Annotated in this window: 23 protein-coding genes; 14 read left to right on the top strand and 9 right to left on the bottom strand. The window is 70.2% G+C overall.

The genetic code is table 11. The annotated features are described in order from the left end of the window. The first annotated feature begins 57 nt into the window (after window positions 1-57). Together FBY35_RS12465 and FBY35_RS12460 are read left to right on the top strand one after the other, a co-directional pair. On the top strand, window positions 58-411 hold the full coding sequence (locus FBY35_RS12465) for a DivIVA domain-containing protein (protein ID WP_142213862.1): 354 nt from the start codon (window positions 58-60) through the stop codon (window positions 409-411). After that, window positions 408-1004, top strand: a complete 597-nt coding sequence (locus tag FBY35_RS12460) for a DNA-3-methyladenine glycosylase I (protein WP_142213861.1) — start codon at window positions 408-410, stop codon at window positions 1002-1004. Before FBY35_RS12465 ends, FBY35_RS12460 begins: the two co-directional genes overlap by 4 nt. Before the next feature lie 12 nt (window positions 1005-1016). Here the strand turns inward: FBY35_RS12460 and FBY35_RS12455 are convergent, their stop codons facing one another. After that, complete coding sequence (locus FBY35_RS12455; RefSeq protein ID WP_142213860.1) at window positions 1017-1817, bottom strand: enoyl-CoA hydratase/isomerase family protein; 801 nt, start codon at window positions 1815-1817, stop codon at window positions 1017-1019. A gap of 322 nt (window positions 1818-2139) precedes the next feature. Here FBY35_RS12455 and FBY35_RS12450 point away from each other — a divergent pair, with 322 nt between their 5' ends. Beyond that, window positions 2140-2307 (top strand): DUF3117 domain-containing protein, encoded by a 168-nt coding sequence (locus FBY35_RS12450; protein WP_003966491.1) that lies wholly within the window; start codon window positions 2140-2142, stop codon window positions 2305-2307. A 99-nt stretch (window positions 2308-2406) separates the two neighbouring features. Here the strand turns inward: FBY35_RS12450 and FBY35_RS12445 are convergent, their stop codons facing one another. Further along, window positions 2407-3084 (bottom strand): O-methyltransferase, encoded by a 678-nt coding sequence (locus tag FBY35_RS12445; RefSeq protein ID WP_142215034.1) that lies wholly within the window; start codon window positions 3082-3084, stop codon window positions 2407-2409. A gap of 131 nt (window positions 3085-3215) precedes the next feature. On the opposite strand from FBY35_RS12445, the gene sigE reads away from it, so the two are divergent. From sigE to FBY35_RS12420, 5 genes are all read left to right on the top strand, one after another. Continuing rightward, on the top strand, window positions 3216-3986 hold the full coding sequence (sigE, locus tag FBY35_RS12440; RefSeq protein WP_186356921.1) for an RNA polymerase sigma factor SigE: 771 nt from the start codon (window positions 3216-3218) through the stop codon (window positions 3984-3986). Further along, a complete protein-coding gene (locus FBY35_RS12435) occupies window positions 3983-4918 on the top strand; it encodes an anti-sigma factor (protein ID WP_142213858.1) in 936 nt (311 codons plus the stop codon). The genes sigE and FBY35_RS12435 overlap by 4 nt, the downstream gene beginning before the upstream one ends. A gap of 91 nt (window positions 4919-5009) precedes the next feature. Continuing rightward, on the top strand, window positions 5010-6686 hold the full coding sequence (locus FBY35_RS12430) for a S1C family serine protease (protein ID WP_142213857.1): 1677 nt from the start codon (window positions 5010-5012) through the stop codon (window positions 6684-6686). A gap of 138 nt (window positions 6687-6824) precedes the next feature. After that, window positions 6825-7271, top strand: coding sequence for a sec-independent translocase (locus FBY35_RS12425; RefSeq protein WP_142213856.1), 447 nt, complete (start codon window positions 6825-6827; stop codon window positions 7269-7271). Window positions 7272-7390: 119 nt separating this feature from the next. After that, window positions 7391-8086 (top strand): hypothetical protein, encoded by a 696-nt coding sequence (locus FBY35_RS12420; RefSeq protein WP_142213855.1) that lies wholly within the window; start codon window positions 7391-7393, stop codon window positions 8084-8086. A gap of 70 nt (window positions 8087-8156) precedes the next feature. On the opposite strand, the gene FBY35_RS12415 is transcribed toward FBY35_RS12420, so the two are convergent. From FBY35_RS12415 to FBY35_RS12405, 3 genes are all read right to left on the bottom strand, one after another. Next, window positions 8157-9290 (bottom strand): Mrp/NBP35 family ATP-binding protein, encoded by a 1134-nt coding sequence (locus tag FBY35_RS12415; protein WP_142213854.1) that lies wholly within the window; start codon window positions 9288-9290, stop codon window positions 8157-8159. Window positions 9291-9334: 44 nt separating this feature from the next. Next, window positions 9335-9853: a DUF1003 domain-containing protein gene (locus FBY35_RS12410; protein WP_260848683.1), complete on the bottom strand. Its 519-nt coding sequence runs from the start codon at window positions 9851-9853 to the stop codon at window positions 9335-9337. A gap of 67 nt (window positions 9854-9920) precedes the next feature. Further along, window positions 9921-11258: a magnesium transporter MgtE N-terminal domain-containing protein gene (locus FBY35_RS12405; RefSeq protein ID WP_260848594.1), complete on the bottom strand. Its 1338-nt coding sequence runs from the start codon at window positions 11256-11258 to the stop codon at window positions 9921-9923. Window positions 11259-11431: 173 nt separating this feature from the next. Between FBY35_RS12405 and FBY35_RS12400 the strand changes: the two genes are divergently transcribed. Further along, window positions 11432-12196, top strand: coding sequence for a hypothetical protein (locus FBY35_RS12400; RefSeq protein WP_142213852.1), 765 nt, complete (start codon window positions 11432-11434; stop codon window positions 12194-12196). Between the two features lie 135 nt (window positions 12197-12331). Here the strand turns inward: FBY35_RS12400 and FBY35_RS12395 are convergent, their stop codons facing one another. Both FBY35_RS12395 and FBY35_RS12390 read right to left on the bottom strand, forming a co-directional pair. After that, complete coding sequence (locus tag FBY35_RS12395) at window positions 12332-12844, bottom strand: hypothetical protein (RefSeq protein WP_142213851.1); 513 nt, start codon at window positions 12842-12844, stop codon at window positions 12332-12334. Window positions 12845-12857: 13 nt separating this feature from the next. Further along, entirely contained in the window at window positions 12858-13973 is a 1116-nt protein-coding gene (locus FBY35_RS12390; RefSeq protein ID WP_142213850.1) for a magnesium and cobalt transport protein CorA, read from the bottom strand. Window positions 13974-14412: 439 nt separating this feature from the next. On the opposite strand from FBY35_RS12390, the gene FBY35_RS12380 reads away from it, so the two are divergent. The 4 genes from FBY35_RS12380 (at window position 14413) to FBY35_RS12365 (ending at window position 17654) form a co-directional block, all read left to right on the top strand. Continuing rightward, on the top strand, window positions 14413-15009 hold the full coding sequence (locus tag FBY35_RS12380) for a suppressor of fused domain protein (RefSeq protein WP_142213849.1): 597 nt from the start codon (window positions 14413-14415) through the stop codon (window positions 15007-15009). A gap of 171 nt (window positions 15010-15180) precedes the next feature. Then, on the top strand, window positions 15181-15819 hold the full coding sequence (locus FBY35_RS12375) for a DUF6758 family protein (protein WP_142213848.1): 639 nt from the start codon (window positions 15181-15183) through the stop codon (window positions 15817-15819). Between the two features lie 115 nt (window positions 15820-15934). Continuing rightward, complete coding sequence (locus FBY35_RS12370) at window positions 15935-16798, top strand: PHP domain-containing protein (protein ID WP_142215033.1); 864 nt, start codon at window positions 15935-15937, stop codon at window positions 16796-16798. 250 nt (window positions 16799-17048) lie between these two features. After that, a complete protein-coding gene (locus FBY35_RS12365; protein ID WP_142213847.1) occupies window positions 17049-17654 on the top strand; it encodes a MarC family protein in 606 nt (201 codons plus the stop codon). Between the two features lie 80 nt (window positions 17655-17734). Here FBY35_RS12365 and FBY35_RS36420 read toward each other — a convergent pair whose 3' ends face one another. Then, on the bottom strand, window positions 17735-17887 hold the full coding sequence (locus tag FBY35_RS36420; RefSeq protein WP_186356920.1) for a hypothetical protein: 153 nt from the start codon (window positions 17885-17887) through the stop codon (window positions 17735-17737). A 173-nt stretch (window positions 17888-18060) separates the two neighbouring features. Here FBY35_RS36420 and FBY35_RS12360 point away from each other — a divergent pair, with 173 nt between their 5' ends. Continuing rightward, complete coding sequence (locus FBY35_RS12360; protein WP_142213846.1) at window positions 18061-18960, top strand: NYN domain-containing protein; 900 nt, start codon at window positions 18061-18063, stop codon at window positions 18958-18960. Here FBY35_RS12360 and FBY35_RS12355 read toward each other — a convergent pair. Next, the gene (locus FBY35_RS12355) at window positions 18951-19805 is read right to left on the bottom strand and encodes an alpha/beta fold hydrolase (RefSeq protein WP_142213845.1); all 855 of its coding nucleotides are present in this window, start codon (window positions 19803-19805) and stop codon (window positions 18951-18953) included. The genes FBY35_RS12360 and FBY35_RS12355 overlap by 10 nt on opposite strands. Window positions 19806-19876: the final 71 nt, after the last annotated feature.

Genomic DNA, 19876 nt, shown 5'->3' with positions numbered 1-19876 from the left:
AGAGGGTCGTGGCACGATCAGCACCGGACAGTATCCGCTCCGGGGAGAGGGTCGCTCGTGTTCTTGTTCTTGCTGATCGCGATGGTCGTGGTCGTCGCCGCGGTCACGCTCGCCGTGGTCGGCGGCGGCGACAGGGCGGCTCTGCCGGAGGCGGCGCCCGAGCAACTGGTGGATCCGCTGCCGGTCTCCCGTCCCGTCGGCCGGGCCGACGTCGACGCGCTGCGGCTGCCGGTCGCCCCCCGCGGCTACCGGATGGCCGACGTGGACGATGTGCTGGGCCGCCTCGGCGCGGAGCTCGCCGAGCGGGACGCGCGCATCGCGGAACTGGAGTCCGCGCTGGCCGGTGCGCAGGCCACCGCGGGGGGCAGGCGTGACCTGTTCACCAAGCCCGGCGAGGAGCCCGAGCAGTGACCGGCGGCACCGTCCCCGGGCCCGACGGGAGGCTGCGCTGCCCCTGGGGCCTGTCCGCCGACGAGTACGTCACGTACCACGACGAGGAGTGGGGCCGCCCGGTCCACGGCGACGACGCGCTGTTCGAACGACTCTGCCTGGAGGCGTTCCAGTCCGGTCTGTCCTGGATCACCATTCTGCGCCGCCGTGACAGCTTTCGTACCGCCTTCGACGACTTCAAGATCGCATCCGTGGCGGAGTTCACCGACGCCGACAAGGAGCGGCTGCTCGCCGACCCCGGGATCATCCGCAACCGCGCCAAGGTCGAGGCGACCCTCGCCAACGCGCGCGTGCTCGCCGACTGGCCGGCTGGCGAGCTGGACACGCTGATCTGGTCGTACGCCCCGAATACGGCGAAGCGGCCGGCTCCGCTCACGATCGCCGACGTGCCCGCCGTCACCGACGAGTCCACGGCGATGGCGAAGGCTCTGAAGAAACGCGGTCTGCGTTTCATCGGGCCGACCACCGCGTACGCCCTGATGCAGGCGTGCGGCCTCGTCGATGACCACCTGAGCGACTGCGTCGCCCGCGGAGCCGCTTCCGCGGCCTCGTAGCCTCTGGCTCCGCTAGCGGCCGAGGTACTTCGGCTTTTCCTTGCCGACGAACGCCTGGACCGCGATCGAGTGGTCCTCCGAGGCGCCGGCCCGCGACTGGAGCTCGTCCTCCTTCTCCAGGGTCTCGCCGAGCGTGTGGCCCGCGCCGAAGGCCAGGGACTCCTTGAGCGCCGCGTATGCCACGGTCGGCCCCTCCGCGAGAGCACGGGCCACGGCGGCCGCCTCGGCGGCCAGGTCGTCGGCGGGGACCAGCTTGTTCGCGATGCCCCACTCGTACGCCTCCTGCGCGGAGAACGACCGCGGGAAGAGCAGCAGGTCGGCGGCGCGGCTCTGGCCGATCAGCCGGGGGAGCGTCCAGGACACCCCGGAGTCCGCGGTCAGCGCGACCCCCGCGAACGAGGTCGTGAACTTGGCGGTGTCGGCGACCACCCGGTAGTCCGCGGCGAGGGCGAAGCCGAGACCCGCGCCGGCGGCGACGCCGTTGACCCCGGCCACGACCGGCTTCGGCATCTCGGTCAGAGCCCGCACGATGGGGTTGTAGTGGTCCCGCACGGTGTTCATGACGTCGCCGCTGCCCGATTCCCGGGCGGCGACGAGGGTCCCGATGTGCTCCTTGAGGTCCTGGCCCACACAGAAGGCGCGCCCGGACGCGGTGAGCAGTACCGCCCGTACGGCGGGGTCCGCGGCGGCTGCCCGGGCTGCGTCCCGGAGAGCGACCTTGGCCTCGGTGTTCATCGCGTTCATGGCCTCGGGCCGGTTGATCGTGATCGTCGCGAGTCCGTCGCTCACCTCGTACAGCACGGAGTCGGCCATGGCTGGTCCCCTTTGCAGCTCTGACGGCGTTGTTCAGGCATCTTCGGCGAGTGTGCAGCCCCAGCATGTCGGAGATCTCCAGGGCCGACCATGTGACCTGCGTCTAAGAATCTTCGGGCCCGGCCCCGTGCGCGGTGGCGAAGTATCGCAGGCGGATCGCCGAATTGAGTGGTTTTGAGAGAGCGCGTTGCTCAAGCGATGCCGACTGATGTTGGTCATCGGGTCCCGCCATGCGGGATAATGACCTGGAAGCAATGTGTTCGATGCCGGTGACACCTGGGTTGTCGGCTGCGATGAGCTGGTTTCAGGAAGGGGAACGAGCATGGCGGCCATGAAGCCGCGGACGGGCGACGGCCCGCTCGAGGTGACCAAGGAGGGGCGGGGCATCGTCATGCGCGTTCCGCTCGAAGGCGGCGGTCGGCTTGTCGTCGAGCTGACTCCGGACGAAGCCGATGCCCTCGGCGACGCCCTGAAGAAGGTCGTCGGCTGACGCGGAAGCGCCCACACTTTCATTGCCCCGGTACTGACGTGCCGGGGCAATGCGTTTTCCGGGGCAATGCGGTTTCGGAGTGCAGCTCCGGGCCGGGGGTCAGCCGCGCCGGACCGCGCAGAGGAGGCCGTCGCCCACCGGAAGGAGGGACGGCAGCAGCTCCTGGCTCTCACGGACCGCCCGCAGCAGCTCCCGTACGCGCAGCACCTCCGCCGGTTGGGCCGCCGAGTCGACCGTGCGGCCCTCCGAGAAGACGCCCTCGAAGCAGACCAGACCGCCAGGTCGCAGCAGGCGCAACGATTCAGCGAGATACTCCAGCGACTCCAGCCGGTCGCCGTCGCAGAACACGAGGTCGTACCCGCCGTCCGCCAGGCGCGGAAGGACGTCCAGCGCCCGCCCCGGGATGAACCGGGCCCGGTTCCCCGCGAAGCCCGCCGCGCGGAACGCCTGCTTGGCGAACTGCTGACGGTCCGGCTCGGGATCCACCGTGGTCAGTACGCCGTCGGGCCGCATGCCCTGCAGCAGATAGATCCCGGAGACTCCCGTCCCCGTACCGATTTCGGCCACCGCTTTCGCGTCAGCCGTGGCAGCCAGCAGTCGCAGCGCGGCACCCGTGCCTGGCGACACCGAGGGGAGCCCTGACTCCCGGGACCGGTCACGGGCCCAGCGCAGCGCATCGTCCTCGGCGACAAAGGCGTCGGCGAACGCCCAGCTCGTCTGCCGGTTGGCGGTAATGACCCTCTCCTGTCCCCGTAGTTGGCGCGACGCTGACTGTATCCGCTGCGCCCGGGAACCCGCAGATGGGACCAGGCGTTGTGAAGGACGGGGGTAAGCGCATGAATCAGGACACGAAGCAGCACCCAAATTCGCGTAAAGATTCTTATCCGGAGCTAACGGGCGAGGTGGCTATGGTAGGGGCTCCGCTGGACACCACCAGAGCCGACAGGGGAGGTGCGGCTGCACCCGCGGATCGGAGAGGAGTGCTGAGGCGCTTCCTCAGGTCGTCGGGTGAGCCGAGATCCGTGACCGACATTGCTGACCAGTCCCGCACCCACGACTCCGCAGCAACCGCGACATTCGCATCGGATGCGGAATCGCAGGCGTGGACCCCTCCCTCCTGGGAGGAGATCGTCAGCACGCACAGCGGCCGGGTCTACCGCCTCGCTTACCGACTGACGGGCAACCAGCACGACGCCGAGGACCTCACTCAGGAAGTCTTCGTCCGCGTGTTCCGCTCCTTGTCCACGTACACTCCCGGCACCTTCGAGGGCTGGCTGCACCGGATCACCACGAACCTGTTCCTGGACATGGTCCGCCGCAAGCAGCGCATCCGCTTCGACGCGCTCGGCGACGACGCGGCCGAGCGGCTGCCCAGCCGGGAGCCGTCCCCGCAGCAGGTCTTCAACGACACCCACTTCGACGCCGATGTGCAGCAGGCGCTGGACACCCTCGCCCCGGAGTTCCGTGCGGCCGTGGTCCTCTGTGACATCGAGGGACTGTCGTACGAGGAGATCGCCGCCACCCTCGGCGTCAAGCTGGGCACCGTCCGCAGCCGCATCCACCGCGGGCGGTCGCATCTGCGCAAGGCCCTGCAGCACCGTTCCCCGGAGGCCCGTGCGGAGCAGCAGCGCACGCTGATGGCTGCGGTCGGCCTGGCAGGGGAGGGCGGACCGGCGTGACTGGCTCAAGTCCCACCCCCGCGGAGCAGCACCTGGGGGACCGGCTTGCCGCGCTTGTCGACGGCGAGCTGAAACACGACGTACGGGACCGGGTGCTGGCCCATCTGGCGACCTGTCCCAAGTGCAAGGCCGAGGCCGATGCCCAGCGCCGCCTGAAGAACGTCTTCGCGCACACCGCGCCGCCGCCGCCCTCCGAGGGACTGCTGGCGCGGCTTCAAGGGCTGCCCGCGGGACCCGGAGGTGACGACGACCCGGGGGGTCCTTTCGACGGGGGGCGGATCGCCGAGTCGGTTTTCGGAGCGCTGAATCCTTCGCCGGAAGCAGACCGCGACTCCCGCACCTCCCGAACCCAGCCCTTCGGGTACGTACCCACGGGCGCGCACGCGACCGTGCTTCCCGGCAGGTCCGGCGGTTTCCGCATCCATGACGTGGGGCGTCCGGAAGCGGAGCGCTCACCCTGGCGCGGGCGCAGGTTCGCTTTCGCGGCCGCAAGCGCCGTCTCGTTCGCTGCGATCGCCCTCGGCGGTGCCATGCCCCTGAACGCTTCGCTCCAGGCAGACCCGCGAGGCGAGGGCTCGGGGAACAACGTCACGCCCTTGCGTACGGCCACCGGTTCGGGTTCCGGGGTGAACGGCATCAGGAGTACGGAGGCCGAGCGCCGCCGCAGCGGCGGCAGTGGCCCTGGAAAACAGGACACGCGGCCGCTCGTCGCCGGGGCGCCCAGCCTGCTGGCCCCCGCCGCGCCGCACAACCATGCCCTCGCCGCACCGCTGTTGACGGACACCTCGCTCTCCCGGCCCCCGCTGATACGTCCTACGGTCCCGGCGTTCCAACTCGCCACCGCTCCCGGCGTCACCCCCACGGCGAGCCCCGTCCCCACGGATCCCGCTGCTGCGACGCAGCCTGCTCCGCCCCGCTCACCCCGCCGCTGACGGGCACCCTGCGCGGAGATTCGCAAACCTGGTTGAATCCTCTGAGGGGTGCCCCACGGGGGTGCGCAGGCCGGCAGTTTGCGGGGAGAGCATGGACGACGGGAAGCCCACCGGACCCAAGGCGAAGTGGTGGAGCCGGCCCAGCGCGGGACGTGCGAACCACCCCGAAGCGCAGATGCAGGAGCCGGTGACGGCGCCGGAACCTGCGCTGGTGACCGCGCCCGAGGAAGTGGCGGACACGGAGGTCACGGCGGAGCTTTCGCCGACTCCTGCTGCCGCTTCCGTTCCTGCTCCCGCTCCCGCTCCCGCTTCGGCTCCGGCTCCCGTTCCTGCGCCGCCCAGGCCGAAGCCGCTGCACGAACCCGACGAGTACAGCACCCCGCCGTACGGCGGTCCGGGCCCGTGGGCGCCCGCGCCGCCTGTACAGCGGCCCGTGCCGACCCCGGCACAGGGCACGCCCATCCCGCCGCAGTACAGCGCCGCATCGAACGGCGCGGCGCCGGCGGCGGGCAGCGGGTACGCCCCGCCGCCCCAGCCCCAGCCCCAGCCCCAGCCCCAGCCCCAGGTCCCGGCTCAGCCTGGGCACTCGCTCTGGCTGCAGTACGACCCGTGGAGCACCCCCGGCGGACCCCTGACCCACGCCGGCGAGCCCCCCAAGAAGAAGCGCCGTGGATCGCTGCTGGTCGGCGCCCTCCTGCTGGCGCTGGTTTCCGGCGGGGTCGGCGGCGGCATCGGCGCGTACATCGAACGCAACGGCGGCATCACCGACATCGAACTCCCGCAGGCGCCCAAGGACAACGGCCACCGTGCGCCGGACAGCGTCGCGGGCATCGCCGCCAGCGCGCTGCCGAGCGTCGTCACCCTCCATGTCAGCGGCAGCGGCCAACAGGGCACCGGGACCGGCTTCGTACTCGACCAGCAGGGCCACATCCTGACCAACAACCATGTCGTGGACCCGGCAGGCTCCGCCGGGGAGATCTCCGTCACGTTCAGCGGAGGCGAGACCGCCAAGGCGACGCTGGTCGGCAAGGACAGCGGCTACGACCTCGCCGTCGTCAAGGTCACCGGTGTCTCCCGCCTCAAGCCGCTGCCCCTCGGCAACTCCGACAGCGTTCAGGTCGGCGACCCGGTCGTGGCCATCGGCGCGCCCTTCGACCTCCAGAACACCGTCACCTCCGGCATCATCAGCGCCAAGGAGCGCCCCATCACGGCGGGCGGCGAGAAGGGCGACGGCAGTGATGTCAGCTATGTCGACGCGCTCCAGACCGACGCCCCGATAAACCCCGGCAATTCGGGCGGACCGCTGGTGGATGCCAAGGCCCACGTCATCGGCATCAACAGCGCCATCCGCGCCGCCGACACAGGCGCCGGCCCCGAGGGCGGCCAGGCGGGCTCCATCGGGCTCGGCTTCGCCATCCCCATCAATCAGGGCAAGCGCGTCGCCGAGGAGCTGATCAACACCGGCAGGGCGACCCATCCGGTGATCGGTGTCAGCCTCGACATGAAGTACACCGGCGACGGCGCCCGGGTCGGCGAGAAGGGCAAGGACGGCACGCCGTCCGTCTCACCCAAGGGCCCCGGCGCCAAGGCCGGTATCAAGCCGGGCGACGTCATCACCAAGGTCGACGGTCAGCGCGTCCACAGTGGCGAGGAACTGATAGTGAAGATCCGCTCCCACCGCCCCGGCGACCGGCTCGAGCTGACCCTGGTCCGCGGCGGGCGTGAACGGAAGATGACCCTCACGCTCGGCTCGGCGTCCGGCACATGACATGCAGCGAAACGCCCGCGGCACGGGTGCTGCCGCGGACCGCGGGAAGGTACCGCGCCGACAGTTCCGGCGGGTACCGTGGATCGGGCCCGGACCCCATCCGACCTGCGGGCCGCACAGAACACAAGGAGCAGCAGGGTGTTCAATGACATAGGCGCACTGGAGCTGGCGGCGCTCGTGGTGCTCGCCGTGCTCATCTTCGGCCCGGACAAGCTGCCGAAGGTCATCCAGGACGTCACCCGCTTCATCCGGAAGATCCGCGAGTTCTCCGAGAGTGCGAAGCAGGACATCCGCAGCGAACTGGGGCCGGAGTTCAAGGATTTCGAGTTCGAGGACCTCAACCCGAAGGCGTTCATCCGCAAGCAGCTGAACGAGAACGACGACCTCAAGGAACTCAAGGAGCTCCGCAGCAGCTTCGACCTCAAGAAGGAGATCAACGAGGTCGCGGACGCGGTGAACAGCACGGAATCCGCCGCCTCGGTCCCGGCCGCCGTCAACGGCTCGCCCGGCAGCCCCGACCTGCTCAAGAAGCGCGAAAAGCTCGATCAGGACGAGCGCCCGCCCTTCGACGCAGACGCCACCTGAGTACCGTCAATCCCTGCGAGCCGGGACAGGGTGGCTATTCTCCATCTGTCCGGCAGTGAGGACGCCCGAGGGGGGCGGGTCCGCTCCGGGCCTCGGACACAGAGGAGGCGGCCGGGTAGATGGAGACGACAAGTCGGCTGGCGGCGCAAGGCACGGTCAGCGATTCCCCTGCCCCCGACGGGCAGCGCCCGCTCGCGGCGGCACAGGCGGGGACGCCGCCCCGGCGCGCGGTCGACGGGTACCTGCGGGCGACCTTCCCCTGGTACGGCCTCGACGAGGCCTTCACCGGCCCGCGCTGGCTGATGCAGGTGGGCATCGCGGCGGACGGCACGGTCCAGCACGGTGCGACCGGCCACGGCGACGAGCCGTCGATACGGTCCGAGGCGGGCTGCGCGGAGAGGGAGCGCTTCGCGGCCGTCATCACCGTCGCGGCGAGCCCGGTGCGCGGCAGCGGTGACGGCACAGGGGTCCTGGACGCCACCACGGTCTCCTCGGCGGCCTGGCTGGCCGGCTCGGGGCTGCTGGCCCACACCTGGCCCGGCCAGTTGGACCACTCGCTGCGCGACGACTGGCTGGACCAGCAGACGGAGACCGCGTTCGAGCTGGCCGACGATCTGCACGGACCGGCCTGGTCGGTGCTCTCGCTGCCGGTGGACGGTGTGCCGACGTCCTTCCACTACCGCGAGTCGGATTTCGGCTGGGTGCTGGCGGGATCGACGCGGGCGGGCGTGCACATCGGTGCGTACGGGCGGGGGATGAGCGCGTACGGGCTGGGCTTCTCGGCGGTCCAGGACCTGGGCGCGTACGCCTCCTAGGGCATGCTGGAACACGCCCCGGCCACAGCTGGGGGTCCGGGGACGCTGTCCCCGGACCCGGCGGGCCGCCTCAGAACTTATTGCGCGGCGTGATGCCCAGCGACATGCCCGAAAGACCGCGCGCCCGGCCACCCAGCTTGCCCGCGATCGCCCGCAGCGCGGCGCCCGCCGGCGAGTCCGGGTCGGTCAGGACGACCGGCTTGCCCTCGTCGCTGCCCTCGCGCAGGCGGACGTCGATCGGGATCGAGCCCAGTACCGGCACATTCGCTCCGGTCGTCTTCGTGAGCCCCTCGGCGACGCGCAGGCCGCCGCCGGAGCCGAAGACGTCGACCATCTCGTCGCAGTGCGGGCACGGCATGCCCGACATGTTCTCGACGACGCCCACGATCTTCTGGTGCGTCTGTACGGCGATCGAACCGGCCCGCTCGGCCACCTCGGCCGCAGCCTGCTGCGGGGTTGTGACCACCAGGATCTCGGCGTTCGGCACCAGCTGCGCCACGGAGATCGCGATGTCGCCGGTGCCCGGCGGCAGGTCGAGGAGCAGCACGTCCAGGTCGCCCCAGTACACGTCCGCCAAGAACTGCTGGAGTGCGCGGTGCAGCATCGGGCCGCGCCACACCACCGGGGCGTTGCCCGGGGTGAACATGCCGATCGAGATGACCTTCACGCCGTTCGCGGACGGCGGCATGATCATGTTCTCCACCTGGGTGGGACGGCCGTCCGCACCGAGCATGCGCGGCACGCTGTGCCCGTAGATGTCGGCGTCGACGACGCCGACCTTCAGCCCGTCGGCCGCCATGGCCGCCGCCAGGTTCACGGTCACGGAGGACTTGCCGACGCCGCCCTTGCCCGAGGCCACCGCGTACACCCTGGTCAGCGAGCCCGGCTTGGCGAACGGCACCTCGCGCTCGGCTGTGCCGCCGCGCAGCGAGGCCGCCAGCTCGCGCCGCTGCTCGTCGCCCATCACGTCCAGTGTGACGTCGACGCGCGAAACGCCCTCGACGCGTGCGACCGCGTCGGTCACGTTCTTGGTGATCGTCTCGCGCATCGGGCACCCGGAGACGGTGAGATAAACCGTGACGGCAACCGCCCCGTCCGCCCCGATCTCGACTGATTTGACCATGCCGAGGTCTGTGATCGGGCGGTTGATCTCGGGGTCGTTCACCGTCGCCAGTGCCTCAAGCACCGCGTCTTCCGTAGCCATACGGACGATGGTACGGCGCGCAGTGCCACCACCGGTAAGCCCTGTCAGCGGTCGCCTTCGTCACTTCCGTCCCGGCGCTCGGACGGGAATATCCGCCGCTCGTCCATCTCCTTCATCAGATCCTCGAACTCGGATCGGATCCAGTCCCGGGTCGCGACCTCGCCGAGGCCCATCCGGAGCGCGGCGATCTCCCGGGTCAGATACTCCGTGTCCGCGATGGAGCGCTCGTTCTGCTTGCGGTCCTGCTCGTAGGTGACCCGGTCCCGGTCGTCCTGCCGGTTCTGCGCCAGCAGGATCAGCGGAGCCGCGTAGGACGCCTGAAGCGAGAGCATCAGCGTCAGAAAGATGAACGGAAATCCGTCGAAACGCAGGTCCTCGGGCGCGAAGACGTTCCAGAGGAGCCACATGATGATGATCACCGTCATCCAGACGATGAACCGCCCCGTCCCCAGGAAGCGGGCGAACCGCTCGGAGAACCTGCCGAAGGCCTCGGGGTCGTACTGCGGCAGCAGCCTGCGCCGCGGCGCGCGCGGCTGGTCGAGCCGCGTGCGGTGACGTGGCAGGGCGCTCGCCCCGGCGGGCGTCCGCTCCTTGTGCTCGCCGCGCTCGCCCGCCGCGTGCTCGCTGCCGCTACCCACGCGCCGACTCTTCGCCGGCGGGCTGTTCGTCGGCGGGCTCTTCGAGGGCGACCTCTTCGCGGGCGGCCTGCTCATGGGCGGACTCCTCGAAATCCGTCTCCCGCCAGTCCTCCGGCAGCAGATGGTCGAGTACGTCGTCGACGGTCACCGCCCCCAGCAGCGATCCGCCCTCGTCGACGACGGGCACCGCCACCATGTTGTACGCCGCGAGATAGCTGGTCACCTCGGGCAGCGGGGTGTCCGGCGCGAGCGGTGACAGATCGCTGTCCACGATCGAACTCACCAGTGTGAAGGGCGGGTCCCGCAGCAGCCGCTGGAAGTGCACCGTGCCCAGGTACTTGCCGGTCGGCGTCTCGTCGGGCGGCCGGCATACGTACACCTGCGCTGCGAGCGCGGGGGAGAGGTCCTGCTGGCGTACGCGCGCCAGGGCATCCGCGACCGTCGCGTCCGGGCGCAGCACGATCGGCTCGGTGGTCATCAGACCGCCCGCCGTCCGCTCCTCGTACGACAGCAGGCGCCGCACATCGGCGGCATCGTCCGGCCGCATCAGTGTGAGCAGCCGCTCCTTGTCCTCCTCGGGGAGCTCCGAGAGCAGGTCGGCCGCGTCGTCCGGGTCCATTGCCTCAAGGACGTCCGCCGCGCGCTCCTCCTTGAGCTTGCCGAGAATCTCCACCTGGTCGTCGTCGGGCAGCTCCTCCAGGACATCCGCGAGCCGGTCGTCGTCGAGCGCGGCCGCGACCTCGGCTCGGCGCTTCGGTGACAGGTGGTGCAGCACATTGGCGAGGTCGGCGGGGCGCAGCTGCTCGAAGGTCGCCAGCAGGCTTTCGGCGCCCTGCCCGTGCTCCTCCAGCGAGAAGCCGGTCACGGCCGACCACTCGACCGTCAGCGTCTCGCCTTTGCGGCGCAGCGCCCCGGGCTTTCCCTTGCGTACGAAGACCTTGTCGATCTCCCAGTCGCGGCGGGCGGGCAGCTGCTGGATGGAGACGTCGAGGACGGTCACCTCCTCGCCCGTGTCGGCGAGGCTCACGCGCCGGTCCAACAGCTCGCCGAGCACCAGCCGTTCGGTGGGGCGCTGCTCGAAACGGCGCATGTTCAGCACGCCGGTGGTGATGACCTGGCCCGACTCCATGCCGGTGACCCGGGTCATCGGGAGGAAGATCCGGCGGCGGCTCAGCACTTCGACGACCATGCCGAGCAGGCGCGGCGGACGGCGGCCCACGCGCAGCATCGCGACCAGGTCGCGCACGCGTCCGACCTGGTCACCGTGGGGGTCGAACACAGGCACACCGGCGAGGTGGGAGACAAAGATCCGAGGGGCGCCCGCCACCATGCTCCACACCTCCTCTTTGCCCGCGAATGCCGCTGTTTGAGGGCTTCAGGCTAGCCCGTACCGTTCCGGGCCGCCCTGGCTGGGCGTCCGGACGTGACCCTTCCGATCGATGCCCTGAGCACGGGTACGCTGCGGTCTGCCACCACGACAAGCAGATGAGAGGCAGTGCGCTTGTGACTCCCCTCCCTCCGGCTTCCCGGGTTCGCCGGGCCGCGCTCTCCGTGGCGCTGTGCGCCGGGCTGACCGCGGTACTCACGGCGTGCAGCGAGGACCCGGACGCGGGGACCAACGGCATCGGCAGGCTCTCCGCGGCCGAGATCGAGACGAAGGCGCGCGCGACGGCGGACGCGGCCACGTCGGTGCGGCTCTCCGGGACGCTGGTCAGCAAGGGCGGCACGTACAAGCTCAACATGCGCCTCAAGCACGACGGCGGCACCGGCTCGGTCACCTCGAAGGACAACACCTTCGAGCTGCTGCGGATCGGGGACGCGCTCTACCTCAAGGCCGACGTGGGCTTTTGGAGTCACGTGGACGGCGAAGGCGACGAGAAGCCGGGTACGACGGACTCGGAGGCGGCAGGCAAGCTCAACGACAAGTACGTGAAGGTTCCGAAGGGGGACCCGGCGTACAAACAGTTCCGCGGCTTCACGGACATGGATGTGCTGCTGGAGGGCCTGCTCGGTATGCAGGGCGAACTCAGCAAGGGCAACCGTACGCAGGTGGGCGGCGTACGCACGATCAAGGTCATGGCGGGCGAGGGCGCGGGCGGCACGCTCGACGTCTCGCTGGAGGGCAAGCCGTATCCACTGCAGTTCGCTCGGGCGGGCGGGGCGGGTGTGCTGACGCTGGGGGAATGGGACAAGGACTTCGCGCTGGCGGCGCCGTCGAAGGACGAGACGGTGGACTACGGCCAGAAGCTTCCGAAGACGAGCGACTAGCAGCGCTCGCGCGGCTCCGCCGCCGGGGTCACGGCCAACCGGGCCAGGCGGGGGCCCTGCATGTTTCGGCCCCGCCTGCGAAGACACCCGGTGCCCGCTGCAGCGGCCGGGGCTGAATCCGCGCGGCCAGACGTCCTAGCCGCGCTTCCGCCTGCCCTTCATGAGCAGCCGCGGCAGTCCCGCAGGCACAGGGCGGCGCGTCGTCGCCGTCGTCGGCAGCGGCGCCGCCGCTCCCGAGTCGGGCGGGAAGTCGCTGCTGGAGTCCTGCGGCTCAAGGCGCAGCACCCGGCACTCACGCGCCCAGCGTTCCGTCATCTGCTCCGCGTCCGGCGCGTTCAGCCGCTTGCCCTTCAGTTCGGCGACAGCCGACTCCCAGGCCTCGGAGTGCGGCTCCAGTTCGCTCACCGTCGCCGTCCAGGCGATCAGCCGGCCACCCTTGTCCTTGCTGCGGACCGTCACCTCGGCCCTCGCGCCGTTCGCCAGCTGCGGCAGCGGCTGCTCGTCCGGCCCGTCACCCACGACATGCGCGGCGCCTTCGTGCCAGACGTGCCACAGGGCGCGCGCGGGACCCCCGCCGCGCACCCAGATGAGGCCGGACTTCTTCGTGGCCTCCTCGACAAGCGCCTGGCCGAGCAGCTGTTGTGTCATGCGGGCAGCCTATCTACAGCCAGCCGTTGCGCTTGAGGGTGCGGTGGATGGCGAGGCAGAGCCCGATGATGCCGGTGAGCACCATGGGATAGCCGTACTTCCAGTGCAGCTCGGGCATGTGGTCGAAGTTCATGCCGTACACCCCGCAGACCGCCGTGGGCACGGCGATGATCGCCGCCCAGGAGGTGATCTTGCGCATGTCCTCGTTCTGCGCGACGGTCGCCTGCGCCAGATTGGCCTGGAGGATGGAGTTGAGCAGCTCGTCGAAGCCGATGACCTCTTCCTGCACCCGGGCGAGGTGGTCGGCGACATCGCGGAAGTACTTCTGGATGTCCGGGTCGACCAGCCGCATCGGCCGCTCGCTCAGCAGCTGCATCGGCCGCAGCAGCGGGGAAACGGCCCGCTTGAACTCCAGCACCTCGCGCTTGAGCTGGTAGATCCGCCCCGCGTCGCTGCCCCGCGGGCTGCCTTTCGCGGGCGCCGAGAAGACATCGATCTCGACCTCGTCGATGTCGTCCTGCACCGCCGCGGCCACCGCGATGTAGCCGTCGACGACATGGTCCGCGATGGCGTGCAGTACCGCCGACGGTCCTTTGGCGAGCAGCTCGGCGTCCTTCTGCAGCCCGTGCCGCAGCGCCCGCAGCGAGCCCTTGCCGCCGTGGCGCACCGTGATGACGAAGTCCCGGCCGGTGAAGCACATCACCTCACCGGTCTCTACGACCTCGCTCGTCGCCGTGAGCTCGGCGTGCTCGACGTAGTGGATCGTCTTGAAGACGGTGAACAGGGTGTCGTCGTACCGCTCCAGCTTGGGCCTCTGGTGGGCGTGGACCGCGTCCTCGACAGCCAGCGGGTGCAGCCCGAACTCCGCCGCGATCCCCGCGAATTCCGCTTCCGTCGGCTCATGCAGCCCGATCCACGCGAAGCCGCCGCCCTCACGCACCCGCAGCATCGCCTCGTGCGGCGTCTGGCAGTGGTCGGTGTCCAGCCGCTTCCCGTCGCGGTAGACCGCGCAGTCGACGACGGCACTGGAGGCGGACGGGTCGCGGGTGGTGTCGTACGTGTTGTACGGGGCGCTGCTCTTGCGCAGGGCCGGGCGCACTGCTGCGCGCAGGTCACGGATCATCGACATGGCGGGCTCCTTCACGGAGAGGCCGTCGGCGAGTGGCGTGGCACAGCCCGGAATGGGGACGTGATGCATACGTCCGCAAAGCGGGCGGCACCGCGGGATTCGCGGTGACGGCGTTCGCTACAGACAGGCAAAAACGAAGTGCTCTTCCGTCGTGCGAAAGCCGCGGGCCCCGTGCGGGAAGGCCTCAGATCACCAAGGAGAGGTGTCGTGCGGAAGAGCGGTTGGTACTGCACGGTCGACTTCGATCCACCGCAGACCCCACCTCCTCCTGCCGGTCCCCCGTAAGGGATGACGTGTCGCCGGGACCGGGAGCAGTTCCCCGGAACTCCGCCTGGGGTGCCCCCACCGGCGTGCTGTCCCGACCAGCGGCCAAGACTATCAGCCGACAGAGGGCCAATCCCTTCGTTTGCCCGTTCTATACGCGCTTTATGCTCGCGACATGGAAGAAGTTCTTGCTCTGGTCGAGGCCAGGCTGCGCACGGCACTTGGTGAGCCGGACGCGCGCGCCGCGGTGACCTTCCTCGGGACGGAACGCATCGAGGTGCTCCGCTTCATGGATCGCGACGGCGACGGGGACATCGTGCGCTACGCCACCCTGGGCATGTCCGCGCACCCCATGACGGACCCCACGGCGGCGCTCGCCGACCCGGTGAAGGGGCCGCGCGCGGAGCTGGTCCTTTCCGTACGGGGCGGGCTCGCGGACACCGACAAGGTGCTGCGCCCGCTCGCCGTGCTCGCCGCGTCGCCGCAGGTCGAGGGCGTGGTCGTGGCGCCCGGCGCCTCGCTGGACGTCGGAGGTCCGCTGTGGCCGTCCGCCCCGTTCAGCTCTGTGCTCGTCGCGGAGCCGGGCGGTCTTGTCGAAGATCTGGAACTGGATGCGCCGCTGGACCCGGTGCGCTTTCTGCCGCTGCTGCCGATGACGTCGAACGAGGCGGCCTGGAAGCGGGTGCACGGCGCGCAGGAGCTCCAGGAGCGCTGGCTGACGCACGGAACCGACCTGCGCGATCCGCTGCGCAGGTCGGTGGCCCTGGACTGAGCTCGCACTGACTCCGCACTGAACTCAGTACTGACGAGGGTCAGTTGGCGAAGGCCGGTGTGCGACAACGGTCACGCCGTCCCCCCTCTGCGTCGGCCGAAGGCCGTCCGCACACGCCGGACGGGTGATCGTCCTTGACGCGACGACGGCCGGGGAGGACCGTGGGGCGCTATGAGGGGCGAACCCAGTTGCCCGAAGTGCGGTGGCCGGGTCAGGGCGCCCGGTCTCTTTGCCGACTCCTGGCAGTGCGACGTGCACGGCGCCGTGCACCCGCTGCAGCCGGTGATCCCGCCCAGCGTCGAGGCCCTCGGTGTCGTGGTGCACCGCGCGAAAGTCCCCGTCTGGATGCCCTGGCCGCTGCCCGTCGGCTGGCTCTTCACCGGAGTCGCCTACGCGGGCGACGACCGCAGCGGAGGCCGCGCGACCGCGGTGGCCTGCTCGGGCCCCGGCCCGCTCGGCGGCATAGGTGAACTACTGCTGGTCGCCGAGGAACTGGGCGTCGGTCTCGGGGCGCGCTACGCGGGGATGGACGGCCCGGACCCCGGCCCGCACATCTGCGTCGACAAGCCGTCGCAGGCCAAGGTCCTCGCCGCCGGCCGCCCCACACCGCTGTGGCATGTCGCCGACGCGCCCGACGACCGCGCGGTGTTCGCCGGCGAGGCGCGGGGGCTGTGGCTGTGGGCGATCGTCTGGCCCGAACAGACCGGGCTGCTCCTCTACGACGAGCTGGTGCTGACGGATCTGCGGGACGCGGGCGCGGAAGTGGAGCTGCTGCCCTGCGGGGCGCTGTCGCCCCGCCTGCTCTCGTGAACCGGGCTGACGGGGGCTGACCGGGGTTGTTCGAATCCCCGATACACTGGACCGTCCCCCGTCCGTCCGCCCCCAGAGCTACGCCTGGGAAGTGCCCACCCTGGAGTCACGCGTCGTGCGCATCGATCTGCACACCCACTCCACGGCATCGGACGGTACGGACACCCCGGCCGAGCTGGTACGTAACGCCGCGGCGGCCGGACTGGACGTCGTCGCGCTCACCGACCACGACACCACCCGCGGCCACGCCGAGGCGATCGCCGCGCTCCCCGAGGGCATGACCCTGGTCACCGGTGCCGAACTCTCCTGCCGTATCGACGGGGTGAGCCTGCATCTGCTGGCGTATCTCTTCGACGCCGACGAGCCGGACCTGCTGCGGGAGCGTGAGCTCGTACGGGACGACCGGGTGCCGCGCGCCCAGGCCATGGTGGCCAAGCTCCAGGAGTTGGGTGTCCCCGTCGAGTGGTCGCAGGTCGCCCGTATCGCCGGAGAGGGTTCGGTCGGCCGCCCGCACATCGCCTCCGCGCTGGTCGAACTCGGCGTCGTGCCCACCGTCTCCGACGCGTTCACCACGGAGTGGATCGCCGACGGCGGCCGTGCGCACATCACCAAGCACGAGCTGGACCCCTTCACGGCGATCCGACTGGTCAAGGCCGCCGGCGGTGTCACCGTCTTCGCGCACCCCCTCGCAGTCAAGCGCGGCCGCACGGTGCCCGAGAGCGCGATCGCGGAACTTGCCGCGGCAGGTCTCGACGGCATCGAGATCGACCACATCGACCACGACGAGGCGGCGCGCGCCCGGCTGCGCCCACTGGCCGCCGACCTCGGCCTGCTGGGCACCGGATCCAGTGACTACCACGGCAGCCGCAAGGCATGCCGGCTCGGGGAGTTCACCACCGACCCTGAGATCTACGGCGAGATCACCCGCCGGGCGACGGGCGCGTTCCCGGTGCCGGGCACGGGCGGACGCCCGGCCTAGGTCGCGCAGCGTCCCGTCTGCCCCGCGACGCACTCCCGCTTAGCCCTTCGGCACGGGAGGTGTCCCCACGCTGCGTCGTCGTCCGTCGCCGCCGCTCCGCGTTCTTTCTCCGCCTTGCGACGGCACGTACCAGACTCCGACGGGCCGCCCTTCGAGCGGTCGACGCTACTTTGACGACACTCCCCAGGGCCTGCCCGGCCCCCCGCCCCGCCCTTCCCTGTCCGCCCCTCTTCCCGCTAGGGCCCTCACCGTGTTCGACGCTGCCATATTCGGCTCTCTCTTCCTGACCCTCTTTGTCATCATGGATCCCCCCGGGATCACTCCGATCTTCCTCGCGCTGACCTCCGGCCGGCCCGCCAAGGTGCAGCGCCGCATGGCCTGGCAGGCCGTCGCCGTCGCCTTCGGCGTGATCACCGTCTTCGGCATCCTCGGCCAGCAGATCCTGGACTATCTCCATGTCTCCGTTCCCGCGCTGATGATCGCGGGCGGTCTGCTCCTGCTGCTCATCGCGCTCGACCTGCTGACCGGCAAGACGGACGAGCCCCAGCAGACGAAGGACGTCAATGTCGCGCTCGTACCGCTGGGCATGCCGCTGCTCGCCGGGCCCGGCGCGATCGTGTCGGTGATTCTGGCCGTGCAGCACGCCGACGGCCCGAGCCAGCAGGTGGCCGTGTGGGCCGCGATCGTCGCGATGCATGTGGTGCTCTGGCTGACCATGCGCTACTCGCTGCTGATCATCCGGCTGATCAAGGACGGCGGCGTGGTGCTCGTGACCCGGCTAGCGGGAATGATGCTCTCGGCGATCGCCGTGCAGCAGATCATCAACGGCGTCACCCAGGTGATCCAGAGCTCCTGAACTGCCGCTGCCACACAGAGCGCCCCCGTACGGATATCCGTACGGGGGCGCGGTGCGTCACATCACAACGTCATGAAGCGTTACGAGGCCGTCGTTTCGGCGGGTCGGATGTAGATGCGCTGGCCGATCGAGGCGGCCTGCTGCACGATCCGGTTGACGGAGGCGGCGTCTACAACGGTGCTGTCCACGGCGGTGCCGTCGACGTCGTTGAGTCGCATGATCTCGAAGCGCAAGGCTTCTCCCTTCGTCTGATCCTCCTGCTGGAGAACTGATGGGGACGGTTGTCCGTGTGTGTTCTGTTGTGGTTCAACGGTATGCACCCTACAAACATTCCCTACGCTAAGGAAATTTTTCGGATGCCTAACTACTGGCAGGTGAAGGCGGGGCCACGGAGAATGAACCTCGTATGAACGATGCAGAGATCAACGAGATCAGTGCCCGCCTGGAGCGCACCAACGAGCTGCTCCATCGCATGCTCGCCGAGGTCGCCAAGACCCCTTCTACCCATGCCATCTTCGTCGATGCCGGTTACGTCTATGCTGCGGCCGGGTTGCTTGTTGCGGGCACCGAGGACCGGCGTTCCTTCGACCTGGATGCCGAGGGGCTGATCGAGGCCTTCATCGACAAGGCCCGCACGATCTTCGCGGACAGCAGGCTGCTGCGGGTGTACTGGTACGACGGCGCCCGCCGCCGTATCCACACCAGCGAGCAGCAGTCCATCGCCGAGCTGCCGGACGTCAAGGTGCGCCTGGGCAATCTCAACGCGAACAACCAGCAGAAGGGCGTCGACTCACTCATCCGTACGGACCTGGAGTCACTCGCCCGCCACCGCGCGATCAGCGACGCGGCCCTCGTCGGCGGCGACGAGGACCTGGTCTCGGCGGTCGAGGCAGCGCAGGGGTACGGGGCACGGGTCCATCTGTGGGGCATCGAGGCGGGGGAGGGGCGCAACCAGGCCGAACCTCTGCTGTGGGAGGTCGACAGTCAGCGGACGTTCGACCTCGACTTCTGCCGTCCCTACATCACCCGCCGCCCGGTCACGACGTACGAGAACGAGGGCGCGCCGCCCCCGTCACGTGACGAGGTGCGCTTTGTGGGCGCGCAGATCGCCGCGACCTGGCTGGCGGAGCGGGGGCGCGAGCAGATGGCGGAGCTGTTGCCCGGCCATCCCTACCTGCCCGGGCCCGTGGATCAGGACCTGCTCATCGAGGCGGAGAAGTTGCTGCAGCGCTCACTGCGGGGGCACGCCGTGCTGAGGCGGGCGCTGCGGGACGGGTTCTGGCAGCACCTGCAGGCTCAGTACTGATCCCAGAACGACACCAGTGCTGCCGCCGTCTCGGCGGGGCGGTCGGTGTTCGGCGAGTGCTCGGCACCCGCGATGACCGTCCGGCGGGCGTCCAGACGTTGTGCCATCGCGTCCAGCAGCGGTACCGGCCAGGTGTCGTCGCGCTCGCCCGACAGCACAAGCTTCGGCAGCGGCTGTACGGCGGCGAGCGCGTCGACCCGGTCGGGCTCCACGGTCAGGGCGCGGCCGGTGGCGATCAACTGGGACGGGTTGTGGCGCAGCCAGCGCCGGCGCAGGTCCTCGCCGTTGGTGGGGTCGGTGTCCGCGTCCTCGGGCGGGTCGAGCGCCTTCATCGCCTGCCACACCTCGTCCATGCTCATCACCGCGAGTGCGTCGCTGAGCATCCTCACCTTCTGCTGCTGGGCGGGCGAGATCTGCGCGGGCCCGGAGGACACGAGGGTCAGGGTGCGGAAGGGGACGGGGTCGACGAGGACGGCGGCGCGGGCGATCTGTCCGCCGAGCGAGTGCCCGAGGAGGTGGACCGGGCCGTCCTGGACCGCCTGGGCCTGCGCCAGCACATCGCGGGCCAACTCGGCCTGGGCGTAAGACTGTTGGTCCTCGGGGCCACCGGTCTCGTACTGCCCGCGCCCGTCGACGGCGACAACGCGGTAACCGGCCTCGGTGAGGGGCTCGAGCAGTGCGATGAAGTCCTCCTTGCTCCCGGTGTACCCGGGCAGGAGGAGGGCGGTGCCTTTGTGGGGCTGACCGCTGGGCTGCGCATCGAGGACGGCGAACGTGCCGCGCGCGGTGGCGAGATCGCGGGGGAGCGCGCAGGAGGGCGGGGCGAAGAAGGGCGGCCGGCTCATGCGACGAGGCTAACGGGGTCCCGGCCTCGACCGGCGCTCCGCCCCGACCCGCGTCCCACACGCCGATGGCC

It is taken from the genome of Streptomyces sp. SLBN-118, from assembly GCF_006715635.1.
Lineage (GTDB): Bacteria > Actinomycetota > Actinomycetes > Streptomycetales > Streptomycetaceae > Streptomyces.
The sequence above is the reverse complement of the archived record's forward strand: the minus strand, read 5'-3'. Positions and strand labels throughout refer to the sequence as shown.